Annotated in this window: 19 protein-coding genes; all 19 read left to right on the forward strand. The window is 47.9% G+C overall.

Annotated elements, in window-relative coordinates:
• The first annotated feature begins 48 nt into the window (after nucleotides 1–48).
• The 19 genes from P156_RS0101410 to P156_RS0101510 all read left to right on the forward strand — a co-directional run bounded on the left by P156_RS0101410 (nucleotide 49) and on the right by P156_RS0101510 (nucleotide 14,749).
• Complete coding sequence (locus P156_RS0101410; protein ID WP_027868623.1) at nucleotides 49–1,125, forward strand: endonuclease NucS domain-containing protein; 1,077 nt, start codon at nucleotides 49–51, stop codon at nucleotides 1,123–1,125.
• Between the two features lie 24 nt (nucleotides 1,126–1,149).
• Nucleotides 1,150–2,307, forward strand: coding sequence for a hypothetical protein (locus P156_RS0101415; protein ID WP_185752110.1), 1,158 nt, complete (start codon nucleotides 1,150–1,152; stop codon nucleotides 2,305–2,307).
• Nucleotides 2,308–2,683: 376 nt separating this feature from the next.
• Nucleotides 2,684–2,941, forward strand: coding sequence for a Smr/MutS family protein (locus P156_RS0101420; protein WP_034802656.1), 258 nt, complete (start codon nucleotides 2,684–2,686; stop codon nucleotides 2,939–2,941).
• A 71-nt stretch (nucleotides 2,942–3,012) separates the two neighbouring features.
• On the forward strand, nucleotides 3,013–3,486 hold the full coding sequence (locus tag P156_RS0101425) for a flavodoxin (RefSeq protein WP_027868626.1): 474 nt from the start codon (nucleotides 3,013–3,015) through the stop codon (nucleotides 3,484–3,486).
• A gap of 54 nt (nucleotides 3,487–3,540) precedes the next feature.
• Nucleotides 3,541–4,524, forward strand: a complete 984-nt coding sequence (locus tag P156_RS0101430) for a Fic family protein (protein WP_027868627.1) — start codon at nucleotides 3,541–3,543, stop codon at nucleotides 4,522–4,524.
• A 10-nt stretch (nucleotides 4,525–4,534) separates the two neighbouring features.
• Nucleotides 4,535–4,996 (forward strand): UPF0158 family protein, encoded by a 462-nt coding sequence (locus P156_RS11080; protein WP_185752111.1) that lies wholly within the window; start codon nucleotides 4,535–4,537, stop codon nucleotides 4,994–4,996.
• A 92-nt stretch (nucleotides 4,997–5,088) separates the two neighbouring features.
• The gene (locus P156_RS13040; protein WP_081818393.1) at nucleotides 5,089–5,223 is read left to right on the forward strand and encodes a Smr/MutS family protein; all 135 of its coding nucleotides are present in this window, start codon (nucleotides 5,089–5,091) and stop codon (nucleotides 5,221–5,223) included.
• Entirely contained in the window at nucleotides 5,223–5,945 is a 723-nt protein-coding gene (locus P156_RS0101445; protein WP_027868628.1) for an AAA family ATPase, read from the forward strand. The genes P156_RS13040 and P156_RS0101445 overlap by 1 nt, the downstream gene beginning before the upstream one ends.
• Nucleotides 5,946–5,959: 14 nt before the next feature.
• Nucleotides 5,960–7,159, forward strand: a complete 1,200-nt coding sequence (locus tag P156_RS13260) for a hypothetical protein (protein ID WP_185752112.1) — start codon at nucleotides 5,960–5,962, stop codon at nucleotides 7,157–7,159.
• Nucleotides 7,160–7,170: 11 nt separating this feature from the next.
• Nucleotides 7,171–7,740 carry a histidine phosphatase family protein gene (locus P156_RS0101455; RefSeq protein WP_027868629.1) on the forward strand — a complete coding sequence of 190 codons (570 nt, stop codon included), beginning with the start codon at nucleotides 7,171–7,173 and terminating at the stop codon, nucleotides 7,738–7,740.
• Between the two features lie 30 nt (nucleotides 7,741–7,770).
• The gene (locus P156_RS0101460; protein WP_027868630.1) at nucleotides 7,771–8,448 is read left to right on the forward strand and encodes a hypothetical protein; all 678 of its coding nucleotides are present in this window, start codon (nucleotides 7,771–7,773) and stop codon (nucleotides 8,446–8,448) included.
• A gap of 1 nt (nucleotide 8,449) precedes the next feature.
• Nucleotides 8,450–9,016: a rhomboid family intramembrane serine protease gene (locus tag P156_RS0101465; protein WP_027868631.1), complete on the forward strand. Its 567-nt coding sequence runs from the start codon at nucleotides 8,450–8,452 to the stop codon at nucleotides 9,014–9,016.
• 15 nt (nucleotides 9,017–9,031) lie between these two features.
• Nucleotides 9,032–9,547 carry a flavodoxin family protein gene (locus P156_RS0101470; RefSeq protein ID WP_027868632.1) on the forward strand — a complete coding sequence of 172 codons (516 nt, stop codon included), beginning with the start codon at nucleotides 9,032–9,034 and terminating at the stop codon, nucleotides 9,545–9,547.
• 18 nt (nucleotides 9,548–9,565) lie between these two features.
• Nucleotides 9,566–10,555, forward strand: a complete 990-nt coding sequence (locus P156_RS0101475; protein WP_051600494.1) for a YafY family protein — start codon at nucleotides 9,566–9,568, stop codon at nucleotides 10,553–10,555.
• Between the two features lie 73 nt (nucleotides 10,556–10,628).
• The gene (locus P156_RS0101480; protein ID WP_027868634.1) at nucleotides 10,629–11,189 is read left to right on the forward strand and encodes a DNA-3-methyladenine glycosylase I; all 561 of its coding nucleotides are present in this window, start codon (nucleotides 10,629–10,631) and stop codon (nucleotides 11,187–11,189) included.
• 32 nt (nucleotides 11,190–11,221) lie between these two features.
• Complete coding sequence (locus tag P156_RS11090; RefSeq protein ID WP_034802668.1) at nucleotides 11,222–11,635, forward strand: hypothetical protein; 414 nt, start codon at nucleotides 11,222–11,224, stop codon at nucleotides 11,633–11,635.
• Nucleotides 11,628–12,212: a hypothetical protein gene (locus tag P156_RS0101490; protein WP_185752113.1), complete on the forward strand. Its 585-nt coding sequence runs from the start codon at nucleotides 11,628–11,630 to the stop codon at nucleotides 12,210–12,212. Before P156_RS11090 ends, P156_RS0101490 begins: the two co-directional genes overlap by 8 nt.
• A gap of 72 nt (nucleotides 12,213–12,284) precedes the next feature.
• Complete coding sequence (locus P156_RS13485) at nucleotides 12,285–12,926, forward strand: DUF1653 domain-containing protein (protein ID WP_185752114.1); 642 nt, start codon at nucleotides 12,285–12,287, stop codon at nucleotides 12,924–12,926.
• 716 nt (nucleotides 12,927–13,642) lie between these two features.
• A complete protein-coding gene (locus P156_RS0101510; RefSeq protein WP_027868638.1) occupies nucleotides 13,643–14,749 on the forward strand; it encodes an EcsC family protein in 1,107 nt (368 codons plus the stop codon).
• Nucleotides 14,750–14,966 lie beyond the last annotated feature (217 nt).

Here is a 14,966-nt window from a genome sequence, read left to right on the forward strand (position 1 = left end):
ACGATGAAATTGAAAAGGATGTGTCGTAAACGAGAAAGGGAATGATAAATGAGCATTGAACACACAGTATGGTCTCTGGACGAGAAAGCACCGCTGATGAGTGCGGAATTAAGGAATGAGGAAGAACTGGAAACTCTTCTTCTAGATAATATAGAGATCCTGAACAATAGCTGGCTGGTGATCGGACATCAGGTCACGACTAATGCCGGTAAGCGTATTGATATTCTGTGCCTGGATCACGATGGAGATCTGGTTATCGTGGAATTGAAGAAGGATATGACTCCCAGAGATGTAACGGCACAGGTCATTGACTATGCTGCGAGTGTTTCAGCAATGACGGTTGAAGAGATTGCGCAACTGTATCTGAAGCACTCTGCAGGGGTAAAGAATCTGGATGTTGCTTATAAAGAAAAATATGGCAAGGCATTGGATGCAGAGAACGTCAATCAGCATGTGAAGATGGTGATTGTCGCTACCCAAATGGACAGAAGTACGGAAAGAATTATATCCTTCCTCAGAGACACTTATCAGGTAGACATCAATATATTGTTCTTTCAAGTTTTCCAGTGTGGTGAGCAAAGAATCATCAGTCGAGCATGGTTCCGCGAAGATGTTGAGGATGTGATTCCGTCGAAAACGAGCACCAAGAATCCATGGAATGGGGAGTATTATGTTTCCTTTGGGATAGACGATGAATTTCGGAACTGGGAGGATGCTGTTCAATATGGTTTTGTTTCTGCCGGTGGTGGTGAATGGTACTCGAATACACTGGGAATGCTTTCTCCGGGAGACCGTGTCTGGGTCAACATTCCCCATACAGGCTATGTGGGTGTAGGGATTGTGATGGATGAAGTGCAGCAGGCGAAAGACGTTAGTTTTGTGGTAGAGGGCGAAGAAAAGAATATGAGGGAGCTGCCTTTGAAGGGTGATTACTTCTACAGTGAAGACACCCCGGAGAAGGCGGAATATGTAGTTAAGGTGCGGTGGATCAGAACTGTGCCGGAAGCAGGTGCTATCAGAGAACTGGGATTCTTCGGAAATCAGAATTCTGTTTGCAGGCCTTTGACTGAGAAGTGGGAGTTTACGGTTGAGCGATTGAAGAAGTATTGGGGGATAGGGGACTGAAGGAGAAAGGTGAAAGCAATGAGAATGAATGAGAAAGAGCAGATAATCAGACTCGACTACTATCCGTCTATTACAGAGGAAGAAATAAGATCAAATGATTACATGAAAGTCCCATTTGCTGAACTGGAGGCATTAGGGGTGGCGTTTGGGTCATTGCCAAATGCCTTTCGCACAGCAACGCAGAACGTACAGGTTGCAGGGTTGTTTCAGGCGAAGATTCCTGTCGGAACACATATGGTCGCAGCAAATAACGGATCAGGATTACTGGGAGCGTGTTTTGATTCTGGGAATCATCTTGTGGGACAGGCACGGTTTACCCCGGTAGACACTGTGCAACAAGTTACAACTCTACCTTATAATCCATCGATGATTTTTGCGGCTGCGATGTTGATGAGGATTGAACATAAGCTGGATTCGATTCAGGAAACACAGAGCAGAATAATAGGCTTTCTTAATAATGATAAAGCGTCGAAACTGGAAGGAGATCTGAAGACCCTTACAGCTCTCGCCAATGAGTATAAATACAACTGGGACAGTGAAACCTATAGAATAAACAAGCACAAGGAAGCCGGAGACATCAAACGTTCAGCAAGACAGAAGATTTTGTTCTATCGGAAGGAAATTGCTGATTTGCTGAACAAGCACGAGCCGATCAAGAAATCCAGCATGATAGAAAAACGAGTGAAAGAGGTGCACAGGAATCTCATGTATTATAGACTGGCAGTGTATGTTTTTGCATTCTCCTCGTTCCTCGAGGCATTGTTTTTGGACAAGCGATCCTCGGAGTATTTATATAGTGTTGCTTCAGAGATTGAAGAGTTGTCATATGAATACAGATTGTTCTACACTGATGTTTATAATAAACTTGAGAAGTTAGTTGATACAACAGTGGAGTCCTATGTTCTGGATGGAACTGCGAACTTCAGCAAAAATGTGGGACACGCAATGGCTAAGGTGCCGCTCGTAAAGAAGACTCCCCTTGATGATTCTCTTATCAAAGCAGGACGAAAACTCGACAAATTGAATGATAAGAAAAGTGACGAATTGATGGATATTTTCAAAGGCAGCAGAAGTAGTGGCGTCAAACAATTTGTGGATGGTGTCAGGGAAATGGATGATATTTTCAACAAGCCTAAACTGATGCTGATAGATGACGAGGCGGTGTATCTGAAAACGTATTAGGAATTTTAGGGAGGGGAGAATCACACAGTTAGTTGAACTATTTAAGAAATATCGATATGATTATGTTTTTAATCGGAGAACTGTGGCAGACACATTTGGAATCGTTGAAAATTCAGCATCTGTGGTAAATAAGAAATGTGTTGATATTGGGGTGATGGAGAAAAGATCAAAAATGATGAGTGTCGTTTTTTTATAATAATGAGATGGACAGAGATTGAAATTTCAATGGAGATAGAAGGAGTATCAACTTGAAGGACTTGGTTTCAACTTTCAATTGAGAGTTTCAACTTTTGAGGTAGAAACTTCAACTTTGTCATAAGAGTGTTGAAGTTTTGGAGACTGTATGGGAGCACCAAGCTTTGTGCAGGGAGGAGATATGAAGTACGACAGCATAACCGAGATCGACATCCACGGCATGCGGACGGAGGAGGCCGTGAAGGCTTTGTGCCGGATCATTGAGGAGGCGCCGGAGCACGTCTATCGGATTCGCGTGATCCATGGGTATCGCAGGGGGAATGCTTTGCAGCGGGCCATCTATGATGAGTTCGACTATTTCCATACCTCGGACAGGGTGCTCCGTATGGAAGGCGGGAGCAACCCGGGGATCACGGAGATCGTGCTCCGGGAGTGGTAGATGGATGCGATATGAATCAAATTGGGAAGAGAAGGTGTTCGGGAGGATGAATAGAAAGGATAGATTTGGCTATGAGAACATTAGTAGTATATTTCAGCGTATCAGGGAACACTGCGGAGGTGGCGCGGGCACTGGCACAGGTCACCGATGCGGATCTGTTTGAGATCGTGCCGGAGAGGCCGTACACGGCCGCGGACGTCAACTGGAAGAATCCGCTGGCCAGATGCAACAAAGAAAAGTTTGGCAGGAAGGACGTACCGGTTGCTGAGAGCATCGATGGCTTCGACCGGTATGATGTCGTGCTCATCGGGTTTCCCATCTGGTACGGAGCGGCGCCCAATGTGGTGAATTCCTTTGCCAAAGGCTATGACTGGAAGGGTAAACAGATCGGCATCTTCGCGACCTCCGGCGGCAGCGGGATCGGCAAGACTGCGGCCAGGCTGCAGCCTTATGTGGAGGGGGCCGAGATCGTGGACGCGCGGGTGAACCTGCCTTTGGATGCGGGGAGTCTGAAGGAATGGGCAGACAAGATAGGCTTGCGGTAAAGGACGGACAGGAGACCGTGGACAAGAGAGGGAAGGGAAAGGAGACATTTTGTTATGAGTGACTATAAGCCACCATTTGAAATGACGGAAACAATTGCAAATCTGACGGCAGAAATCGCTGAACTTGCAGGTGAGATATCTGTCTATGAGGGATTGACAACAAATCCGAAACTGCGGAGAGAGAATCGCATCAGAACGATTCATTCTTCCCTTGCCATTGAACAGAATACATTGACGATTGACCAGGTGACCGACGTTATTAACGGGAAGCGAGTCCTTGCTCCGCCTGCAGATATTAAGGAGGTCCAGAATGCATATGAAATATATGACAGGCTGGATGATCTGAATCCGCTGTCCATGGAGGATCTGCTTCTGGCTCATGAAGTAATGATGAAGGATTTGATCAAGGAGGCAGGAAGATTTCGGTCAAAGAATGCAGGTGTTTATGATGAAGAAACCCTGGTACATGCCGGAACTCCGGCAAATTACGTTCCAGAAGTTATGGACAACCTGTTTGACTGGCTGAAGAAGAGCACTTTGCATTCTATTATCAAAGCCTGCATTTTTCACTATGAATTTGAATTCATTCATCCATTTGCAGATGGAAATGGTAGAATCGGAAGACTCTGGCACACGCTGATTCTATCAAAGTGGAAACCATTTTTTGCCTGGGTGCCGATTGAGTCATTGATCCATGATAGCCAGCAGGAGTATTACGATGCTTTGGGGAAGGCGAATAACTGCGACAATATTAATCCGTTTGTTGAGTATATGCTGCGGTTGCTCAAGGATGCTTTGCTTGAAATTAAGGCGGCAACTCAGGGTGTCGGAGATAATGTCGGAGATAATGTCGGAGATAATGAAAAGCAATTGTTGAAGCTTTTGCGGGATAACCCGAAACTCAGCGCGGCAAAAGCAGCAGAACAGATCGGATTGTCCAGCCGGCAAGTTGAGCGTATTATCAAGAAGTTTAAGGATAGAGGGAAATTAGTCAGACATGGATCTGACCATGGTGGATATTGGGAAGTAGTAGAGTGAGAAAATGAGTGTGAAAAAAATCAGACTTCCCAGTCTTGCAGATGCTTTTGAGGAGTCATTTGATGGTTGGGAGCAGTATTTGAACAAAGATACAGGGAGGATCATTGCTGTACCAGAAAGCAAGGGGATATGTGATGATCCTGATGAGTGGGAAGAAATCATTTCCATGATTGAGGAAGGAGAGCAGTTTGTTCGGTTGCCAAACCAATATGAGATCAACGAATATCGCATCATGGAGGAATTTGCTGATTTTGCAGGAGGCGGTTTGAAATACGTTTCAAAAGAGCAAGCCAGTGAAATTGGACACAAACTATACGAAGCACTTCAAGGGCGTGGTGCCTTCCGCAGATTCAAAAACACCCTGAACCATTATGGAATCGCTGACGAGTATTATGCGTATCGGCATATATATTATGTGGAGCTTGCAAAGGAATGGTGTCAGGATCACGAGATCGGTTTTGTCAGGGAGTAGGGGATCTGCTTCTATAAGAGCAGTAAACCACAGATAAGTTGAAGTTTCGGAGACTGTATGGGAGCACCAGGCTTTGTACAGGGGGTAGAGAGATGAAGTACGACAGCATAACTGAGATCGATATCCACGGCATGCAGGCGGAGGAAGCCGTGAAGGCTTTGGACCGGATCATTGAGGAGGCGCCGGAGCACGTCTATCGGATCCGCGTGATCCATGGGGGTTCATGATGACTTCTTTATTCATTGATAGGGCCATCATAGAATGGGATAGAATTGAATCGGACAACTACCTGCGCGAAATAGAAGCACTCCGGGATGTGGAGGAGATCCAGTTCCAAAGGCCGGTCACATTCTTTGTGGGGGAGAACGGCTCCGGCAAATCGACGCTGCTAGAGGCGATCGCAGTATCATATGGTTTCAATCCAGAAGGGGGAACTAGGAACTATAGCTTCTCGACGTATGATTCTCATTCGGAGCTTTACAAGGCAATGAGGATTTCGCGGGGTGTCAGAAGGGCAAAAACCGGCTATTTCCTGCGTGCGGAGAGCTTCTATAATGTCGCGACCAAGGAAGAGGAATACAGCCGTGAGCCTGGCGGGAACCCTCTGCATTTACATGCGCAATCCCATGGGGAAAGTTTCCTCGCACTGGCGCAGAGTAACTTCCGTCCTGACGGAATATATATTTTGGACGAGCCAGAGGCGGCTTTGTCTCCACAGAGGCAGCTGACACTCCTGATGGAGATCGACCGCTGTATCAAGGAGGGGTCGCAGTTCATTATCGTAACGCACTCGCCGATCCTGCTCGGATTTCCCGAGGCGGAGATCTTGAGCTTTGATGGAGGTGTGATCCATCCGATTGAATACGAAGACACGGACAGTTATCAGATCACTTCCATGTTCATCAATGACAGGGAACGGTTACTAAGGCAGATGGGCTTTGTGCCATGACGGAGAGGTTGTAGATGACGAAGTTAGTGATGAACAGAAAAGAACCTGTTTTTGATATCTTCTATGATTTCCGAAACGATAGTGGTGGCAAGGATCCGGATATAGCCAGTCCCACTCTCCGGCACTATCATCGTTTATTATGGAGCAAGCCACTTCCAAATGGCGAGATCATGCAGCTTACTCATGATAATGGCGGATATCTGAAGTGGAAGGACCTGGAGTTTGGCAGCGATTCATTTGCCAATGGCTTGTTCTTCCAGAGAGCGAAGAATTCTGTTCCTGAACTGAAGAGGATCCTGCGTGATTATGATGAGTATGTGGAAGACTTCCAGCATCACACCTGGACCATTGGCGGAGAGATCATATTCCCTAAACATGACAACAGCATGAACCAGCAGAAAGGGACCAATCCATACATTATGGATCGGTGGGACCTTACGATGGAATGCATCAGAAGGTTCTATCTGGGAGAAGACAGCCCTCTCTCGGAGGTGCTTAACCGGGACAGAGAGTTTTATGAACTGTTCGTGGATTTCAAGGGATATGTGGAGTTCTTCTTCCTACAGGATTGCGTCACAACTGATTACAAAAGTGTGATCTTCTGGCAGGATGACTGTTCCCTGACGAAGACAACACCATTACCAAGGACAGCGGGGGAGCATTTGGTATGGCTGGAAAAGAATTTACGGTTCGTCAGAAGAAGAGCTGAAAGGATGCAGCGAGCCATCGAATGCGATGAGACATATCAGAATCAATCATTTGGTTATTCTGAAAGTGATAATGAGTATCATTCCCCTGAATACTGTGATACCTATTTCGAAATAGTGGATGGAGTGGTAGAGCTATTGAAGAGGGATGATTCTCTGAGTGTATCGACCAAGGGCCTAAGAGCAACTCGTTATTCGAATGGATATGCAAGATACCTCAGAGTAGGTGATTACTGCTGTGCTATACTATTTGACAAGGCTAATTGGGAGGATCCTGAATCTGTCACGACTCCATTCTGGTTGGGGATCAGTGATTCAGACTGGAAGATGAGCGATTCCATACAAGCATGGTTCGATTCTCAGGCTCCATGCAATGTTGCACGCAAGTGGAACAAGCAGCCTTGTCTGGCACTCGTTCCTATTATGAATGCACCGTTCCATAAACTTTGTGCTGACATGGCCCAGGAGATAATAAGCAACATAAGAGAACTAATGAACGAAAGTTGAGAGTGAAAGCCATGATCTATATCATTCGACATGGACAGACGGAACTGAATAATGCGAAGGTCCTGCAGGGCAGGAGCGACTATCCCCTGAACGAGACGGGGATGGGGCAGGCCCGGGAGGCAGCGCAGAAACTGAAGGAGATGGGGATCCGCTTCGAACATGTTTTCACGAGTCCTCTGACCCGGGCGATCCAGACCGCGGAGATCGTGGTTCCCTGTGTGATGCCGGTTGTGGATGAGAGGCTCATCGAGATGGATTATGGACCCTATGAGGGAATGGATCTGAACGACCCCGCACCGGAAGTGATCACGTTCTTTCAGGACTTTGTGCACAATCCGGCGCCGGAAGGGATGGAAGACCTGGCTTCTGTCGTAGCCCGCGCGGGAGAGTTCCTGGAGGAGATACGGGACCTGGAGGGCAACATCCTGCTCTCCACCCATGCCATCGCCATGAAGGGCTTGCTGGAGTATCTGACACCGGATGCCAACGGGAAATACTGGTCCACATACATCGGGAATTGTGCCGTCTATGCGGCGGAGAATAAAGATGGGGTGATCGGTGTTCCACGGGAAGTGATATGAGGTGCGGCCGCAAGGACGGAGGAGAATACTATGGGAATTACCAAAACTGATTTCATGCGGGGCATGCAGTGCCCCAAGATGCTTTGGCTGGACCGGCACAAGCCAGGTCTGAAGGTCATCCCGCCGGAGGTGCAGAGGGCATTGGATGCGGGGAACGATTTCGGCGACAGGGCCATGGCCATGTTCGGCGAATATGAGGAGATGACGGTCTATCTGCCGGGAACGACCATCCCGGATAAGAAGAAAATGATCGCAAGGACGCAGGAGCATCTGCGCCGCGGCACTACCGTGATCTGTGAGGCGGCCTTCAGCAACTATAACAATTACTGTGCCGTGGACATCCTGCGGAAGACCGAGACCGGCTACGATCTGTACGAGGTGAAGAATGCGCCGCGGGTGCGGGAGCAGTTCGTCCGGGACGCCGGATTCCAGTACTACATCATCCATCGATGCGGGGTCAAGATTGGGAACATTTACATCGTGACACATGGAGAAGGGGAGGCAGAACCCTTTGTGCTCAATGATATGACAGAGCAGGCGAAGGGCTATGCCCCCTGGGTCAATGAGCACATTTGGGACCTGAACCGAATGCAGAAGCAGCGCGAAGAGCTCCAGGTGCCCGTGGGCGAGCAGTGCACCAAGCCCTATGAGTGCTGGTACTATGCTTACTGCCATGATGGGGGCGAGCAGATCGAGATGGGGGTGTAGCATGAAAAAACGACAGATCACATTCAATTCACCGGTGGTACTGGGCTTTGTGCTCATCAGCTTCGGGGCGATGGTGGCGAACTACGTGACAGGGGGCTGGAGCAACCAGGCTTTGTTCATGACGTATCACTCGCCGCTGACTTCGCCGATGACGTATGTGCGGTTCTTCACCCACGTGCTGGGGCATGGGGGATGGAGTCACTACATCGGTAACATGATGTATCTCCTCCTGCTGGGACCGATGCTGGAGGAGAAATACGGGCCGAAGATCGTCGTGGCGGTGATCATGATCACGGGGCTGGTTACGGGGATCGTCAACTGGATCCTGTTTCCGGAGACGGCGCTCTGCGGCGCCAGCGGGGTGGTGTTCGCTTTCATCATGATGACGTCGTTCACGAGTTTCCGGCAGGGGGAGATCCCTTTGACCGTGGTGCTGGTGGCGATCCTCTACCTGGGACAGCAGGTGTATCAGGGAATGTTTGTGGAAGACAATATATCCAATATGGGACACCTGATCGGCGGAGTCGTAGGATCGGTGGCCGGGTATGTGTTGAATCGGAACTCATAAGGAGGTATACGAGAAATGAAAATACTTGTACTGAACGGAAGTCCCCGTCCGAAGGGGAGCACGGCGGAGATGGTGGCTGTCTTCAAAGAGGCGGCGGAGCATGCGGGACAAAGCGTTGTTGCGGTGGATGTCTGCAGACTGGATATCAAGGGCTGCATGGCCTGTGAATACTGTCATGGCAAGGGGCAGGGTAGCTGCATCCAGAAGGATGACATGCAGCAGATCTATGACCTGTTGAGGGATGCGGAGATGCTGGTGCTGGCAGCGCCGATCTACTACCACAACATCTCCGGCCAGCTGAAATGCGTGATCGACCGGTTCTATTCGGCTTTGTATCCGAAAGCGCCGGAAACATTGAAGAAGGTGGCCATGTTCCTGAGCTCCGGGGATGATGACATGTACGAAGGCGCAAAGTTCTCTTACGACGGCGACTTCCTCGGCTATCTGGGACTGGAGGATGTTGGGATCTTCACCAACCATGATAAGGATGTTCTGGAGAAGATCCGGGAGATGGCCGAAAGGCTGCAATAGAGGAAAAGGAGTAAGCTCATGCCGGCAGGAAAACCAAAAGACAAAAACATGATCAAGGCGCGTCTGGTGGTACTGGCCCGGATGTTCTACACGCTGACGGATGAAGAGCATTCCATGACCAGTCCGCAGATCCTGGAATATCTGGAGAACCATGGCGTGCCGGCCAATGAGAAGACGTTGCGTGGGGACATCCGACTCCTGCAGGAGCTGGGTATGGATATCGTGAAGATCATCAGCCGACCGAACCGGTACTTCTGGGGGGACCGGCAGTTTGAGATGCCGGAGCTGAAGCTGCTGATCGATGCGGTTTCTGCCTCCCGTTTTATCACAAAGAAAAAGAGCGCGGACCTGAGCCAGAAGATCAGTGGTCTGGCCAGTGAGCCGCAGAAGAAGGCGCTGCACCGGCAGATCCAGGCAACCAACCGGGTGAAGTCTGGCAATGAGTCCATCTACTACATGGTGGACACGATCAATGAGGCTATCAACCAGCGGAGAAAGATCGCGTTTCAGTATGGCGACTATTCGCCGGAGCTGAAGCCGGTGCTCCGGGGAGGGGGCGAGGTATATGAACTGAGTCCGTACGCCCTTCTCTGGAATGAGGATTATTATTACGTGGTCGGGTGGTCCGAGAAACATAGGAATGTGTCCACCTTCCGCGTGGACCGGATGGTGAAGCCGGAGATGCTGGAGGAAAAGGCGGTGCCGCGTCCGGAAGGGTTCAGTGTCGCTGACTATTCCAAGCCGATCTTTGATATGTATGAGGGCAAGGAGCGTGTTGCGGTCAGGTTGGAGGTCAGAAATGATCTGGCCAAGTACATCGTGGACCGGTTCGGAACCGGTCTGAAAACGAAGATCGTATCGGATGACCGGTTCGAAGTGACCGTAGGGGTGTCCCTGAGCCCCACGTTCTATGCATGGGTCTTTCAGTTTGATGGAGGGATGCGGATCCTGGCGCCGGAAAAGGCAGTTGAGGCGATCGTGGAGATGGCGAGGCATATGCTGAAATGAAGAGTTTGTTGAGGTGAAGATTCTGTGAACTGGTGATAGAACTGTGCCTGGTAATGAAAGGGAGGATGAGGAAATGCAGGGGAATAATTCGTGTCGTTCATGGAGTGAAGGCGATCCAATACTGGAAGCCTACCACGATAGCGAGTGGTGCAGGATCAATCACGATGATCAGTTTCAGTTCGAAATGCTTTGTCTGGAAGGCGCGAGCGTCGGATTGTCCTGGGCGATCATCATGCATAAGAGGCAGGCGTACAGGGCAGCCTTTCATGACTTTGACATCGATGCATGTGCGGCAATGACGGATCGGGAGTTGGAGACTTTGTTGGCGGATACCGGGCTCATCCGGAACCGTAACAAGCTCTTCAGTGTGCGTAAGAACGCGCAGGCCGTGCAGAGGATCCGGGAAGAGTTCGGGAGTTTTGATGCTTACCTTTGGAGTTTCACTGAGGGCGAACAGATCGACGGGCACTGGAAGAGGCTGGAGGAGGTTCCGACAGAATCTGAGATTTCCCGAGCGATGGCGAAGGATATGAAGAAACGCGGGATCGCTTATGTCGGACCGGTGATCACGTATTCTTTTCTGCAGGCGGTCGGCATTGTGAACGATCATCTGGAGGACTGCGAATACAGATGAAACGGATCCTTGTGAGAAATGGAGGTCAAGGGATGGTTAAAAGAATCAGTATCCTGGTTATAGGTATCGCGGTGATAGTGGGGCTTTGTGCGTGCTCCGGACAAGGGAAGACATCCGACTGCAAGATCGTTCCGATCGAGTCGGAGATCTATACCCAGGAGGATTATGAAGAAGCATGCGGTGTGGTGTTCGATTACTTCAAGGGATTCTCCGGCTGCAATATGACCGAGGTCAAGTATGCCGGCGATGATAGTAAGGATTCGATGGAGGAATGGGCGAAAGAGTATGGTGTTGACGAAGTCATCATACTGGAGTCGGAGTTCACCACGGACAGCAAAGGCGGCGATGGTTCGCTGGATCCGAATGACACGTACACCGGCTGGCAGTGGATCCTTGCCAGAGATAAAGGTGGCAAGTGGAAGCACAAAGATCATGGGTATGGATGAAGATATGGTAGTGCTTATGAGTATGAGAAAAGTACGTATAATAGTTATAGCAGCAGTGATGATGCTGATCTTTGCAGGATGCTCTTCTGGTGAACTTGAGTATGATCCAAACCTGGGGTATGACCTTAATGAAGTCAAGAGTAAAGATATAGTATTCAATGTATATCATGTGAATCCGAAAAATCATTCATGGGAGAAGATCGCGAGTTTTCCGTGCACTCCAGTACCAGGACATTATAACGATGTCAAGATAGAAGGCAAGAAGGGCAAGGTCACAGCCGTGTTGAGTGATAATACCTACACGGAGGCAGCCGATGGAAGTTCTGCTGCATATGGTGGGACCGATGTGTCCTCCTTTGATTTTGATATAGATGGATTCAAAGGCGACTTGCAGGGATGGAAAGGTTTCGCTGTCAAAGACGAAGAAGGCGAACAGTTGGTCCGGCTGTACCCGGTTTCCAATAGTAGTTCAGTGCTGTTTTTAGAAGATGTCAGTTTGGACAAGCCTTATGATTTCGATGAGGATGAGGTGTTTGATAACATTCTGATTACCATTGTGATGAAGAAGGAAAGTTAGGCTATTGCTGCCACCAGTATGATAGAGTGTCCGCTGAGTGGCGGGCAGTGTTTTCTGAAATGGATGGGGAGTATGAGACTTTTTTGTAAGAGAATCTATGATGCGCAGTCACCAGAGGACGGATGTAGGATTCTGGTGGATCGGCTTTGGCCGAGAGGGATCAGCAAAGAGCGGGCTGCATTGGCATATTGGAGAAGGGACATTGCGCCGTCTACTGAACTGCGGAAGTGGTATGCACACGACCCCGCACATTTTGCAGAGTTCAAAGCCAAGTACTGGCTGGAGTTGGAGGCTTCTGACACGGCAGCAGGATTTCTGGAGCTGGTTCGGGAGCATCTGAAGAAGGAGAACGTGACACTGCTCTATGGAGCGCGGGATCGGGAGCACAATCATGCTTTGTGCCTGCAGGAGTGGTTGCTTGATGCAGGCGTCAAGGAGGCTGGTCGAGCGGAGCGATTTCGGCCGGGGGATATTGTCTGTCACTTCAAGTGGGAGACGTTGAGCCCGGAAGAGCGGGACGAGAAGATGTATCTGTATGAGATCGTCGGTGTGGCGGAGCACACTGAGACCGGCGAGGAACTGATGATATACAAAGCCTTGTATGGGGAGGGGAAGAAATATGCCCGGCCGCTGGAAATGTTTCTCGGAGAAGTGGATCGGGAGAAGTACCCAGGGATCAGGCAGAGGTATAGGTTTGAGAAAGTGAACGGATGATAGACAGCTCCCGGCCAGGTTGATGGTCGGGAGCTGTTTTGGCTATAAATGCATTGGTGGACTTGAGGGTTTGTATATTGAAAGGGAAGGTGAATTTTATAGATTTGTAGAAGAGTAAACAAAAGACGGTAAGTAAGTATCTGTATTTGGTTATGAGAATTGTCAGGTAATGATACTCGTAGTATAATAATGATGGCTATGTATTAACGAATATGTAATCATTGAGATGGGCCGGTAGAAATACCCCAAAAATCAAGCAGAACTATAGGTTTGAGAATATATGGAGATCGATATTGATTTTGACTTTACCGAGGATGCCAGAGGGAAGGATCCTGATATCGCGAGCCCCATGTTACAGACGCATCATCAACAATTATGGAACAGGGCATTTCCGGAATGATCGGTTTTCCAAAGGATATAATAAAATGAAGAATGCTGTCCTGGAGAAAAAGGATCTTAATGATAGGTTGAAGATGTTACAGAGTTCTGTCTGGAAGGATTATGCGAGCAGAGATAGCAAAGGTCAGTCATTATATGATTTGGCTTCATATGACGTTTTTGGGGAACCATATATAAAACTGTCTAACAAGGAAAAGAGGAAGATTCAAATGGCCTTGAAGAATAGTGGGTTGACGATGCATCAAGCGAGTCCAAAGAGTGGAGCGGACGAAGATTAATGGATGTGTAGCATGCGGAGCCTTATAGAAAGATCCGATATGGAAAAGACTTTGAGACGGGATATTTCAGAGAAAGTGGGGACGAGTATGAGTAGTAGTTTACCTTATCCAAACCCTGTGTTGGATAATCATGAAATTGATTGTTTGGATGATCTTGAAAAAAGATATAACAAGCTTATTGAGCCAAATAGTTTGAAAAAGTTGTCCTCAAAAGCAACGGACATTCTACCAGATAGCATAAAAGATGCAGGAGTTAAAGTCAAAGATGCAGTCAGTGAACAAGATTTCATTAAACAGGCTTTGAATTATGCAGCAGAGGGTTTTAAGATTCTTGAAGAATTGGCTGCTAATATGACTATAAGTGAAAAGACTGTACTTAAACTGGCGAATAAGACTATCCCACAAGGTGAGATCACTTCCTTGGATGAGATTTGCTTCGCAAGAGCTTATGATCTTTCAAAGATTGTGAACAAATATAAAAAATCTGATACTATAATCGCTGCAGTAGAAGGTGCATCAACTGGTGCGCTTGGGTTTGTGGGATTGATTCCAAATTTTGTTACGAGCACATTCTTGTATTTCAGAGCAGTACAGTCTGTTGCCATGTTTTATGGATATGATGTAAAAAATGATGCAAAAGAAATGGAGATTGCATCGGCCGTAATGATGAATTCGATTTCACCAGGTAAAGATGTGGGCAACAATGGTTTGACGGCGGCAGTCGGGAAATTCATGGTATTTACCGAGACAACAGCTGTTCGACAGACATCAAAAAAAACATGGGCAGAAATGATTAACCGTGGCGGGTTATCGTTGATAATTGCACAAATAAGGGCACTATCCAATAAGGCGGCAAAGAATGCTCTTGAGAAGGCTGGACAAAAAGGGTTGGAGCAAAGTGTATTTAAAAGTATTCTTGAACAGTTAGGCAAGAAGGCTTCGCTTAAGTCTACTGGGAGAGCCATGCCTGTAGTTGGTGGAGTATTTGGAGCGTTATTTGACACAGCGCAGATGAGCAAAGTCATTAGTTATGCGGACATCTTTTACAGTAAGCGATTTATTGAAGAAAAAGAGGTTAGAATCAATACTATATGTAATCCTGATGATGTGGTTGACGTCGAAGATTGTGATATAATTACAGATTAATTTGGAGTGTACAGATATGGAAAGAACAAAAGATGAAGTAATAGTATCCAAAGAATAGTTGTTATTGAAGGTAGAACAGAGAACGATTGATCTAATTAATAACTTATTGCTTGAAGTGATTACCCTGATACTGGCGGCTTCAGGATATAGTACTGGCGGCGCCATTACCTCACGCGGATATCACCATACGGAATGGGGCATAATTCCGAAGTGATAG

The sequence above is a fragment of the Eubacterium sp. AB3007 genome, from assembly GCF_000688015.1.
Taxonomy (GTDB): Bacteria; Bacillota; Clostridia; order Peptostreptococcales; family Anaerovoracaceae; genus Aminicella.

Bases quoted from the DNA above. Each gene is read 5' to 3' on its own strand.
- P156_RS0101475 (WP_051600494.1), top strand. From the start codon at position 9,566: ATGCCGGCAGGAAAACCAAAAGACAAAAACATGATCAAGGCGCGTCTG.
- P156_RS0101425 (WP_027868626.1), top strand. From the start codon at position 3,013: ATGAGAACATTAGTAGTATATTTCAGCGTATCAGGGAACACTGCGGAG.
- P156_RS0101445 (WP_027868628.1), top strand. From the start codon at position 5,223: ATGACTTCTTTATTCATTGATAGGGCCATCATAGAATGGGATAGAATT.
- P156_RS0101490 (WP_185752113.1), top strand. From the start codon at position 11,628: ATGGATGAAGATATGGTAGTGCTTATGAGTATGAGAAAAGTACGTATA.
- P156_RS0101455 (WP_027868629.1), top strand. From the start codon at position 7,171: ATGATCTATATCATTCGACATGGACAGACGGAACTGAATAATGCGAAG.
- P156_RS0101470 (WP_027868632.1), top strand. From the start codon at position 9,032: ATGAAAATACTTGTACTGAACGGAAGTCCCCGTCCGAAGGGGAGCACG.
- P156_RS0101420 (WP_034802656.1), top strand. From the start codon at position 2,684: ATGAAGTACGACAGCATAACCGAGATCGACATCCACGGCATGCGGACG.
- P156_RS0101410 (WP_027868623.1), top strand. From the start codon at position 49: ATGAGCATTGAACACACAGTATGGTCTCTGGACGAGAAAGCACCGCTG.
- P156_RS13485 (WP_185752114.1), top strand. From the start codon at position 12,285: ATGAGACTTTTTTGTAAGAGAATCTATGATGCGCAGTCACCAGAGGAC.
- P156_RS13040 (WP_081818393.1), top strand. From the start codon at position 5,089: ATGAAGTACGACAGCATAACTGAGATCGATATCCACGGCATGCAGGCG.
- P156_RS0101510 (WP_027868638.1), top strand. From the start codon at position 13,643: ATGGAAAAGACTTTGAGACGGGATATTTCAGAGAAAGTGGGGACGAGT.
- P156_RS13260 (WP_185752112.1), top strand. From the start codon at position 5,960: ATGACGAAGTTAGTGATGAACAGAAAAGAACCTGTTTTTGATATCTTC.
- P156_RS0101480 (WP_027868634.1), top strand. From the start codon at position 10,629: ATGCAGGGGAATAATTCGTGTCGTTCATGGAGTGAAGGCGATCCAATA.
- P156_RS0101460 (WP_027868630.1), top strand. From the start codon at position 7,771: ATGGGAATTACCAAAACTGATTTCATGCGGGGCATGCAGTGCCCCAAG.
- P156_RS0101465 (WP_027868631.1), top strand. From the start codon at position 8,450: ATGAAAAAACGACAGATCACATTCAATTCACCGGTGGTACTGGGCTTT.
- P156_RS11090 (WP_034802668.1), top strand. From the start codon at position 11,222: ATGGTTAAAAGAATCAGTATCCTGGTTATAGGTATCGCGGTGATAGTG.
- P156_RS0101415 (WP_185752110.1), top strand. From the start codon at position 1,150: ATGAATGAGAAAGAGCAGATAATCAGACTCGACTACTATCCGTCTATT.
- P156_RS0101430 (WP_027868627.1), top strand. From the start codon at position 3,541: ATGAGTGACTATAAGCCACCATTTGAAATGACGGAAACAATTGCAAAT.